This window comes from Stenotrophomonas sp. TWI700 (assembly GCF_039673645.1).
GTDB classification, from domain to species: Bacteria; Pseudomonadota; Gammaproteobacteria; order Xanthomonadales; family Xanthomonadaceae; genus Stenotrophomonas; species Stenotrophomonas maltophilia_AA.
The window spans coordinates 422,773-432,139 of the sequence record NZ_JBDJMB010000001.1; the positions used below are offsets into that span (position 1 = coordinate 422,773).

10 protein-coding genes and 1 pseudogene are annotated in these 9,367 nt (G+C 63.6%); 7 read left to right on the plus strand and 4 right to left on the minus strand.

The features are described from left to right. Nucleotides 1-167 precede the first annotated feature (167 nt). A complete protein-coding gene (locus ABE473_RS01765; RefSeq protein ID WP_346488267.1) occupies nucleotides 168-479 on the minus strand; it encodes a DUF3817 domain-containing protein in 312 nt (103 codons plus the stop codon). Nucleotides 480-579: 100 nt separating this feature from the next. Next, nucleotides 580-1,341, minus strand: a complete 762-nt coding sequence (locus ABE473_RS01770; RefSeq protein WP_346488268.1) for an SDR family oxidoreductase — start codon at nucleotides 1,339-1,341, stop codon at nucleotides 580-582. A 101-nt stretch (nucleotides 1,342-1,442) separates the two neighbouring features. On the opposite strand from ABE473_RS01770, the gene ABE473_RS01775 reads away from it, so the two are divergent. The 6 genes and pseudogenes from ABE473_RS01775 to ABE473_RS01800 all read left to right on the plus strand — a co-directional run bounded on the left by ABE473_RS01775 (nucleotide 1,443) and on the right by ABE473_RS01800 (nucleotide 7,276). After that, nucleotides 1,443-2,351 carry a LysR family transcriptional regulator gene (locus ABE473_RS01775; RefSeq protein ID WP_346488269.1) on the plus strand — a complete coding sequence of 303 codons (909 nt, stop codon included), beginning with the start codon at nucleotides 1,443-1,445 and terminating at the stop codon, nucleotides 2,349-2,351. Between the two features lie 176 nt (nucleotides 2,352-2,527). After that, nucleotides 2,528-3,307 (plus strand): DeoR/GlpR family DNA-binding transcription regulator, encoded by a 780-nt coding sequence (locus ABE473_RS01780; RefSeq protein WP_346488270.1) that lies wholly within the window; start codon nucleotides 2,528-2,530, stop codon nucleotides 3,305-3,307. A 12-nt stretch (nucleotides 3,308-3,319) separates the two neighbouring features. Then, on the plus strand, nucleotides 3,320-4,468 hold the full coding sequence (locus ABE473_RS01785) for an MFS transporter (RefSeq protein ID WP_346488271.1): 1,149 nt from the start codon (nucleotides 3,320-3,322) through the stop codon (nucleotides 4,466-4,468). Between the two features lie 55 nt (nucleotides 4,469-4,523). Further along, nucleotides 4,524-5,346 (plus strand): annotated as a pseudogene (locus ABE473_RS01790) (isocitrate lyase/phosphoenolpyruvate mutase family protein). 394 nt (nucleotides 5,347-5,740) lie between these two features. Continuing rightward, nucleotides 5,741-6,220, plus strand: coding sequence for a hypothetical protein (locus tag ABE473_RS01795; protein WP_346488272.1), 480 nt, complete (start codon nucleotides 5,741-5,743; stop codon nucleotides 6,218-6,220). Nucleotides 6,221-6,277: 57 nt separating this feature from the next. Continuing rightward, a complete protein-coding gene (locus tag ABE473_RS01800) occupies nucleotides 6,278-7,276 on the plus strand; it encodes a hypothetical protein (protein ID WP_346488273.1) in 999 nt (332 codons plus the stop codon). A gap of 163 nt (nucleotides 7,277-7,439) precedes the next feature. Here the strand turns inward: ABE473_RS01800 and ABE473_RS01805 are convergent, their stop codons facing one another. Then, on the minus strand, nucleotides 7,440-7,760 hold the full coding sequence (locus ABE473_RS01805; RefSeq protein ID WP_346488274.1) for a multidrug efflux SMR transporter: 321 nt from the start codon (nucleotides 7,758-7,760) through the stop codon (nucleotides 7,440-7,442). After that, nucleotides 7,757-8,128: a multidrug efflux SMR transporter gene (locus ABE473_RS01810; protein WP_346488275.1), complete on the minus strand. Its 372-nt coding sequence runs from the start codon at nucleotides 8,126-8,128 to the stop codon at nucleotides 7,757-7,759. The genes ABE473_RS01805 and ABE473_RS01810 overlap by 4 nt, the downstream gene beginning before the upstream one ends. Nucleotides 8,129-8,441: 313 nt before the next feature. Here ABE473_RS01810 and ABE473_RS01815 point away from each other — a divergent pair, with 313 nt between their 5' ends. Next, on the plus strand, nucleotides 8,442-9,317 hold the full coding sequence (locus ABE473_RS01815) for a LysR family transcriptional regulator (RefSeq protein ID WP_346488276.1): 876 nt from the start codon (nucleotides 8,442-8,444) through the stop codon (nucleotides 9,315-9,317). Nucleotides 9,318-9,367 lie beyond the last annotated feature (50 nt).

Consider the following 9,367-nt stretch of genomic DNA (forward strand, 5'->3'; position numbering starts at 1 on the left):
GTGACGACAGACTCATTGCGATTGCGACGTCGCGCATTCCTCCCGTCGTCGCTGCTGCGTCGCCGCATCTCTGCGCAGGATGTCAGGCGTCGCGTTCAACCAGTCTTCGAGACAACAGATGGTCAACCACTGGATGACCGCCCTTCAATGCTGCGGACGCGCGCGCTTCACTTCCTCCTTGCGATCGGCGCCGACAACAGTCCACGACGCTTGAACCACCATTCCAGCGGCAGCGTGACCAGCGGCGGTACCGCCGCGGCCAGCGCCAGCAGTGCCGCCCACCAGGGCCAGCGCAGACGGATGGCGGCGAGCACCGACACAACGACGTAGACCATGAAGGCCACGCCGTGCACGGGCCCGAAGATCTTGACCCCGACCGGCGTCGGATCGGCCGCCTGGTACTTGAAGTACATGCCGATCAACAGGCCGGCCCAGGTCAAGGCTTCAATGAAGGCGACCGTGGCGAATACGCGGCCCATGGGGCTGATTGGCGACGCATGCTTCACGAGGGGCTCGGGTCGTAACGGAAAGGACCCGCATCATAGCCAGTGACGGCGAGTGATGCGAATCATTCTCAGTTCAGACAAACATGCCGCCCGATGCCTCCACCCGCTGCGCGTTGACCCATGCGGTCTGCGGCGACAGCAGTGCGACCGCCACCGGGCCGATGTCATCGGGCTTGCCCGGCCGGCCCATCGCGGTGATCGAGGACACCATCGCGTTGACCTGCGCATCGTCGCGCACGCGGCCGCCACCGAAGTCGGTTTCGATCGCGCCCGGCGCGAGTGTGTTGGCGCTGATGCCACGTGCGCCAAGCTCCTTCGCAAGGTAGCGGGTGAACACTTCGATGCCGCCCTTCATCATCGCGTAGGCCGAGCTGCCCGGCAGGGAGAAGCGCGCCAGTCCGCTGGAGACGTTGAGGATGCGGCCGCCGTCGGCGAGCAGCGGCAACAACGCCTGCGTCAGGAAGTACGGGCCCTTCAGATGCACGGCGACCAGTGCGTCGAACTGCGCGACCGTGGTGTCGGCAATCATCGCGTGCAGCCCTTCGCCGGCGTTGTTGAGCAGACCCTGCAGGTGGGTCTCGCCCCACCCGTCCAGCACGGTGCGGACCTGGCCGGCGAAGGCAGCAAACCCGTCGCTGTCGGCCATGTCGAGCGGAACGGCCGCAGCGCGACGCCCCAGCGCCTCGATCTGGGTGACAACTTGCTGGGCGGCCTCGGCCTGGCTGCGGTAGGTGAGCACGATGTCCGCGCCATCGGCGGCCAGCGCGAGGGCGGCATTGCGGCCGAGGCCACGGCTGCCGCCGGTGATCAGAACGATTCGGTGTGCGTTGCGCATGTCAGTCACCTGCTTGGATAAGGAAGGCCAGCGTATTGGCATTGCAGACCGGCATAAATCAGCGGATGCTGATTTGACTGTCCATACTTCGCGAACAATCCATGGATCGCCTCGATCAACTGCGCTGCTTCCTGCGGGTCGCCGAACTGGGCTCGTTCACCGGCGCGGCCGACAGCCTCGGCCTGCCCAAGGCCAGTGTGTCCCTCGCCGTGCAACGGCTGGAAGCGGAAGTGGGCGTGCAGCTGCTGCACCGGACCACGCGCCGGGTGCAGCTGACCGCCGATGGCGCCCAGTTCCAGGCGCGCGCGCACGATCTGCTGCACGAGATGGACGACCTGCAGGGCATGTTCCGGATCGATACCAGCCAGTTGAAGGGCCGCCTGCGCGTGGACATGTCCAGTGGGCTGGCCAGGCAACTGGTGATTCCGCAGCTGCCGGATTTCCTGGCCCGGCATCCGGGGGTGGAGATCGAGCTGAGCGGTACCGATCGCCGGGTTGATCTGATCCGCGAAGGCTTCGACTGCGTGCTGCGGGTCGGCCCGCTGGATGACAACACGCTGGTCGCCCGCCCGCTCGGGCATCTGCCGATCATCAACTGCGCCAGCCCGGCGTATCTGGCCGCGCGCGGTACACCCACGACGCTGGACGACCTGGCCGGCCACGCCCTGATCCACTACGTCGGCACTTTGGGCCAGCGCTCGCCCGGGTTCGAGTACCCCGACGGTGAGGTCTATCGCAGCCTGCCGATGGGGGGCGCGGTGACGGTCAACAGCGGCGATGGATACACCGCGGCGGCGCTGGCCGGGCTGGGCATCATCCAGGTGCCACGACTGGGCGTCCGCCAGGCCCTGGCGGCGGGCACGCTGGTGGAGATTCTCACCGGGGTGAAGGCCGAGCCCATGCCGGTCACGCTGCTGTATGCCCAGCGCCGTCATCTGCCGCGCCGGGTGGCCGCGTTCATGGACTGGGCGGCGGCGGTGATCCGGCCGGAGCTGTTGCCGATGGCATGAGCGGGAGGACGGGTGCCAGCTGAACGATCCAGCACATATCGGCATATACGTGCATATTTAAGCAGACAACGCGGCAGAATCTGCTACAGTGCGGAGCACATACAGGCACTCAAACGCACATATCTGCACATTCATGCAGGCTGGTGCGCTGCCTCCGCCCTGACCCGAGGTTACCCATGACCACCCAGGACGCCCTGCCGGGCGAACGCCAACAGACCATCCTGCGCCTGCTGCGCGAACACGGCCGCGTGATGTCGGCGCAGCTCGCCGTCGAACTGCAGGTCTCGGAAGACTCGATCCGCCGCGACCTGCGCGAGCTGGCCGCACAGGGCCTGTGCCGCAAGGTGCATGGCGGTGCGCTGCCGGCGACGCCGACGTTCCCGGCGCTGGCCGAGCGCCACGAAAAGGACCACGAGCGCAAGCGCGCCCTGGCGCGGATCGCGGCCGCCCAGGTGCTGCCCGGCGAGCTGGTCTTCCTCGACGCCGGCTCGACCAATACGGTGATCGCCACCTGCCTGTCCGAGCATCAGGGCATTCGCGTGGTGACCAACGCCCCGGATATCGCGCTGGCGTTGATGAGCCGCCCGGGCATCGAGGTCACGCTGATCGGCGGCCGCATGGACCCGCGCATCGGCGCGACCGTGGGCGCGCAGGCACTGGACGCGATCCGTGCATTGCGCGTGGACGTGTGCTTTGTCGGCACCTGCGCGGTGGATGCCGAGGCGGGCATCTGGGCCGTGGATGGCGAGGAGGCGACACTCAAGCGCGCCCTGATTGCCGCCAGCAGCCGCTGCGTGGTCGTCGCCACCAACGACAAGCTGGGCGCGCAGGCCGCGCACCGGATCGGCGATGTGGACCAGATCGACCTGCTGGTCGTGGAAGCGGACGCGCCAGCGGCACAGGTCGCGGCGTTCGAGCGCCGCGGTGTCTCCCTCCAGCACGCCGCGCAGCACTGAGGTCCGGACTCCATGTCGACGCGTTCTGCTTCTTCGTCCCTCCTCGCCCGTGGCCAGCAGCACGCCACCCGCGCCGCCTTCTTCCTGCCCGGCTTCGCCACCGCCGCCTGGGCGCCGCTGGTACCGTTCGCCAAGAACCGCACGGGCCTGGATGAAGGCTCGCTGGGCCTGGTGCTGCTGTGCCTGGGCGCCGGTTCGCTGCTGGCGATGCCGATCGCCGGGATGCTCGCCGCACGCCACGGCTGCCGTGCGGTGATGATCGCCACGCTGGTGATGGTGATCGCCACCCTGCCCCTGCTGGCCATCGCCCCCTCGCCGCTGACGTTGGGCGCGGTGCTGTTCGTGTTCGGTGCGGGCGTCGGCGCCTGCGATTGCGTGATGAACATGCAGGCGATCATGGTCGAGCGCGACAGCGGCCGGCCGATGATGTCCGGCTTCCACGCCTTCTACAGCATCGGCGGCGCGGTCGGTGCCGGCGCGATGACCGGCCTGCTCGCGGTCCACCTGCCGCCGTGGCTGGTGTGCCTGCTGGCCTCGGCGGTGATGGCCGCACTGCTGGCGATCTCGCTGCCGTACTGGCGGACCGACAAGGCCCCCGGTGATGCGCCGATGTTCGCGGTGCCGCACGGAGTGGTGCTGGCGATCGGCGTGCTGTGTTTCGTGGCGTTCCTGGCCGAGGGCTCGGTGCTCGACTGGAGCGCGGTGTTCCTGCATGAAGTGCAGCAGGTCGACCCCTCCCGCGCCGGCCTGGGGTATCTGGCCTTCGCCATCGCGATGACCGTGACCCGGCTGGTCGGTGACAGCGTGGTGGCCCGGCTCGGCCGCCACCGTTCGATCCTGATCGGCAGCCTGGTGGCGGCGTCGGGCTTCGCCCTGGCGACGTTTGCGACCTGGATGCCGCTGGCCCTGTGCGGCTATGCGTTGGTCGGCCTCGGCTGCGCGAACATCGTCCCGGCGCTGTTCTCGATGGCGGGCAACCAGAAGGTCATGCCGGAAAGCCTGGCGATCCCGGCGATCACCACACTCGGCTATGCAGGCGTGTTGGCCGGCCCGGCGCTGATCGGTTTCGTTGCGCAGGCAAGCAGTCTGGTGTTCGCCTTCAGTGCGATGGCGGTGACGCTGGTGCTGGTGGGGCTATGCGCGCGGTGGGTAAAGGCCTGACGGGCGTGCCGGACGATGGCGTTACCATCGGTCCACTGCCCACCGGATGCGCACCATGACGGCCCTGCCCTTCGATCCCCGCCCGCGCCGTGCGGCCTTCCGCGCACTGCATGAGGACGGTTGCTTCGTGCTGCCCAATCCGTGGGATGCCGGCAGCGCACGCTATCTGCACAGCCTCGGCTTCCAGGCGCTGGCCTCGACCAGCTCCGGCTATGCGTGGAGCCAGGCGCAGGCCGATGGCACGCTGACCCTGGACGAAACGCTCGCGCATCTGCACAGCCTGGCCGCCGCGACCCCGCTCCCGTTGAATGCCGATTTCGGCGATGGCTTTGGCACGCTGGAGGATGTCGGCGGCAACGTCACCCGCGCCATCGCCACCGGGGTGGCGGGCATTTCCATCGAAGACGCCGGCACCGATCCCGCCCATCCGCTGCGCACGCTGGAGGATGCCGTCGCACGGGTACGGGCTGCACGCCGTGCGATCGACGCATCCGGCGAGGACGTGCTGCTGATCGGCCGCGCCGAGAACTTCTTCGTCGGCCGCCCCGACCTGGACGATGCGATCACCCGCCTGCGGGCCTATGCCGACGCCGGCGCGGACTGTCTGTACGCGCCGGGCATCAGCACCCGCGAACAGATCGGCCGTCGTGGCTGCGGTGGCGCCGCGTCCGGTCAACCTGCTGGTCGGCAGCGCACTGTCCTTCACCCTGCAGGACATCGCCGGCATGGGCGTGCGCCGGGTCAGCGTGGGCGGTGCGATGGCGCGCACCGCCTGGGGCGGGATGATGCGCGCCTCGCAGTTGCTGATGGACGAGGGCCGCTTCGACGGATTCGCCGACGCGGCCTCCGGGGCGGTGTTGAATCAGTTGTTCCGCTGATCCCTCGCACATCGCCATGTGTGTTTGCCGGGCCGTAAACGACATTCGGTCCAACCACTGAATGGCTGGCGAAGCTACAGCTAATGGATGACGCGGCCTAACCGACGCACGGCGAGTGTATGTTGTGCCAAGCCGAACCTACAATGCTGTTTGACGTGCAGCGAGCCAGCTGAATCTTCCGGATATCCGGGCATCCATGTGCGAAAACGTCCAGCGCGGATGCCGAGCACTGATCTGATTGCGCAAACGCACAAAAACCACAGCCTGCGAGATGGATTAACGCAACCAAGAGCTAATGCCATGCCGGACACGATGAAATCCATCGAACTATTCATTAACGTAAGCAGATGAGGAAGCTCTTTCAACATCGATCAAGAAGCAGGAAACTCATAAAATGAACAATACGGCCATGCCAACCACTGAAGAACTACCTTTTCTTTTAGGCCTACCCGTCACCAATACAAAAATACAAGACTTTCTTTCCATCATCAACCTTCCCCACCATGTTGAAATTGAACCCGGGGATGATCAAGTGTTCGTCTGCGAGCACAATCTAGGCATTGAATTAATTTTCGAAGATGAAAAAAATATAAGAAAAAAACTTCACAGCTACAAAGACGGCGAACTGGTTCTGAGCTGCATCAGATTTTACGCCAACCACGAAGGCGACATGCACCCTTACACCGGAAAACTACCGTTTGGAATAACCAACGGCATGCGGGAAGAAGACATAAAAGAAATATTAGGCGAACCATCCTTCCAGAATAGCGACCTTGGTACGATGCGCTGGGACACTCCGACTATTTCCACCGCCGTTAGAACTGAAAAAAATAAGGGCTCTCTACGCGATATGTCCATTCTACTTTGGCCATAGATTGAGTCATCCCTGCCTGACTTCATAAAGAAGAATCGCGAGCCAACCGGAACGAAAATGACCGACTTTAATCCCGTTTCGATACTAAATATAGGCACCGACTCACCAACCATAGAACACATGCTTGACACCCTCGAAACATGCCGCAGGCCTCGAATCACACGCAACGACGATAGGAAATGGTTTGACTGGCTACTTATACGCCGCAAAGGTATCGAGCTGGGCTTTGTTAACAAATCCTACTTCGAGGCCACCCCAGAGTACGGATGGGGAAGAGGTCCTTCACTGATTTTTCAAGTATATCTATACACATCCAACTTCAATGACAACCCTGAGATCCTCGCATATCCAGGTCGGCTACCCCACGACTTGAAATTTACAGATTCAAGAGCGCAAGCACAAAAAAAACTTAGTAACTATAGCCGGCACGAATCTCAACAAACGGACTGTTGGCATACTGAAAACTACAGATTGCACATCCGCTACACTCCGAGCAAAACCTTGATAGAGAGTTTAACCCTATCGCTCCCCCTTCATCCTTTTCCAGAAGAAGGCCGCATCCCCTGCAACATATCCTGCCAAGATTGGATGAATTTATTTGGAGCAAATATAGACTCAGAAGTGATAAATAAAGCAGTTTCGCCACTCAATATCCGCCAGCGCATGCTGGACTCTGATGATGAACGAGAAGCAGATTTCACATTTGAATCCGGATTTGAGATGTCTTTTGAGGACAACATAAAGTCACGTAGAACCAACAATCAAAACAAACAGGACTTAGTATTAGCTGCGGTAAAATTCTTCCGCGCACGCAACAGAGAGGCCCGACAGTGGACCGGAGAGCTACCTTACGGATTATCTTTTAGCGACAGCCCGCTAAAGGCACTCGAAAAGATAAAGACACCGCCAACCATTATAGAAGAAAGTCGCTTAACGGGGCATTTTCTATGGCATTTCGCCACACACAGCCTGCACATTCTCTATAGCACATTCGACAATCAACTGATGCGAATTACGCTTATGACACCCAACTATTGGACGACTCTAGAAAAATAGTCTCCAAAAAGTCGTGGTCAGACGCTAACTCCACGCGCCTGCAACCCGGCAAACCCTTCGACCTGGATCCACCACCCGCGCGACGACCTGAACATTCACTGGCGCAGCGAATGATCACAGAACAAACGCGCGGGGAATTTGCGCCGCAGTGGGGAGTTGAAAATCAGTGCCTGGACAGCACCACCACCGCACCCGTGACCAGCGCGATCCCCACCCAGCCGATCGGACGCAGGCGGTTGCCGAACAGCAGGCGCCCGCAGAGGGCGGTGCCGATCACCCCGATGGCGCCCCACATCGCATAGGCCGTGGCCAGGTCCATGGTCTTGACCGCCTGGCCGAGCAACGTGAAGGCAATCCAGACCAGTCCGATCGCGGCGACGCCCCACGCCGGCTTACGGAAGCCATCGGACTTGGCGACCATCATGTTGGCGGCGATGTCGATCAGCGCCGAACACAGGACGAACAGGAACGCGGTGAGATTCATGACGTGTGCTCCTCGCCGAGGGTGACGCAGACGATGCCGGCCGCCGCCATCACCAGCCCGATCATCTGCTGCACCGAGAGGCTGTCCTTGAACACGAACATGCCGACCAGCGTCAGCAGGGTCAGGCCGAGGCCCTCCCACACCGCGTAGGCCACACCGACCGCGATGCCGCGCACCGACAGTGCCAGGAAGTAATACGAAATGGCCAGGGCCACGGCCATGACGGCATAGCCGAGGTGGCCACCATGACGGGCGGCGTCAGCCATGAACGAGGTACCGACCACTTCAGCGACGATCGCCACGGTCAGGCAGGCCCAGGCGATCAGACCGCCACGGGCACGGGGTTGCGAATGCACCTGTGTGTGCATGGAAAGCTCCTTGATTGCGGCCGGCGCACACCAACGGAATGCCGGGCACCGGGGCATCGGCCGGGATGGCGGATGCACGTGCCTCGCTGCGGGCCGGGTGACCTGGCTGCCGACACCGGGTCGGCACTGTCGGCACCGTGGGCACCGCATCGGCACCGCATCCGGTAGGTACCGACCGCATCGGCACCGAATCGGTAGGTACCGACCGTTGGTCGGTACGGCAGCCGGGCCATGGCGCCCAAGCGACGCGCCGATTATCATCGCCTTTTCCATCATTACAAAGATGGAATCCATCGACAAAGACGATACATCCATGCGCTACGGCCCCGAATCCCTGCACGCCTTCGTCGAAGCCGCCGCACTCGGCTCGTTCTCCGCCGCCGCCCGCCGCCTGAAGAAGACCCAATCGACCATCAGCACCGCGATCGCCACGCTGGAGGCCGACCTGGGCCTCACCCTGTTCGATCGCAGCGGGCGCTATCCGGTCCTGACCGAAGACGGGCGCAAAGTGCTGGGCCATGCGCAGGAAATCCTTGCCGCCGCCGATCGCCTGGAGCAACTCAGCATCCGGCTGGCCGACGAGGTCGAACCGCGCCTGAGCCTGGTGTTCTCGGATATCTACCAGCTCAACCCCGACCAGCATCTGCTGCGCCGGTTCGAGCAGCGTTTCCCGGATATCGAGCTGGAATGGCTGGATGCCGAAGGCAGCGATGTGCTCGATGTCGTGCAGCGCGGCCGCGCCCATCTCGGGCTGATCCCGCATCAGCCGGCGTACCCGTCCGAACTGGCCGTGCGTGCCCTGCCCCTGCGCGCGGACATGGCCATCTTCGTCGCCACCGGCCACCCGCTGGCGGCGCTGCCTGCGCCCGACGAATCGCATCTGGCCAGCCACCGCCAGATCTGCCTGAGCGGTGATGCGGAGCGCGAGGGCCACGCACGTGGCCGCACCTGGTCGGCGTCGGATTACCTGATGGTGCTGGAGATGGCCGAGGACGGGTTCGGCTGGGCGGCGTTGCCGCGCTCGCTGGTGACGCGCTATGGCCGGGGCATGCTGGTTGAGCTGCCGCTGCCCGGCTGGCCGCGGCTGGTCTCCACCGATGCGGTATGGCAAAAAGGCACGCCGCTGGGGCCGGCGGCGCTATGGCTGCTGGATCAATTCCTGCTGCCGGCCGCTGCACAGGACCGGTAACACCGGCGGCGCACCAGACCGGTAGTGCCGGCCGCTGGCCGGCTCTGCAG

Excerpts from the sequence above, each read along its gene's own strand:
- ABE473_RS01805 (WP_346488274.1), bottom strand. The coding sequence starts at position 7,760 with ATGAATCTCACCGCGTTCCTGTTCGTCCTGTGTTCGGCGCTGATCGAC.
- ABE473_RS01785 (WP_346488271.1), top strand. The coding sequence starts at position 3,320 with ATGTCGACGCGTTCTGCTTCTTCGTCCCTCCTCGCCCGTGGCCAGCAG.
- ABE473_RS01815 (WP_346488276.1), top strand. The coding sequence starts at position 8,442 with ATGCGCTACGGCCCCGAATCCCTGCACGCCTTCGTCGAAGCCGCCGCA.
- ABE473_RS01765 (WP_346488267.1), bottom strand. The coding sequence starts at position 479 with ATGGGCCGCGTATTCGCCACGGTCGCCTTCATTGAAGCCTTGACCTGG.
- ABE473_RS01770 (WP_346488268.1), bottom strand. The coding sequence starts at position 1,341 with ATGCGCAACGCACACCGAATCGTTCTGATCACCGGCGGCAGCCGTGGC.
- ABE473_RS01775 (WP_346488269.1), top strand. The coding sequence starts at position 1,443 with ATGGATCGCCTCGATCAACTGCGCTGCTTCCTGCGGGTCGCCGAACTG.
- ABE473_RS01810 (WP_346488275.1), bottom strand. The coding sequence starts at position 8,128 with ATGCACACACAGGTGCATTCGCAACCCCGTGCCCGTGGCGGTCTGATC.
- ABE473_RS01780 (WP_346488270.1), top strand. The coding sequence starts at position 2,528 with ATGACCACCCAGGACGCCCTGCCGGGCGAACGCCAACAGACCATCCTG.
- ABE473_RS01795 (WP_346488272.1), top strand. The coding sequence starts at position 5,741 with ATGAACAATACGGCCATGCCAACCACTGAAGAACTACCTTTTCTTTTA.
- ABE473_RS01800 (WP_346488273.1), top strand. The coding sequence starts at position 6,278 with ATGACCGACTTTAATCCCGTTTCGATACTAAATATAGGCACCGACTCA.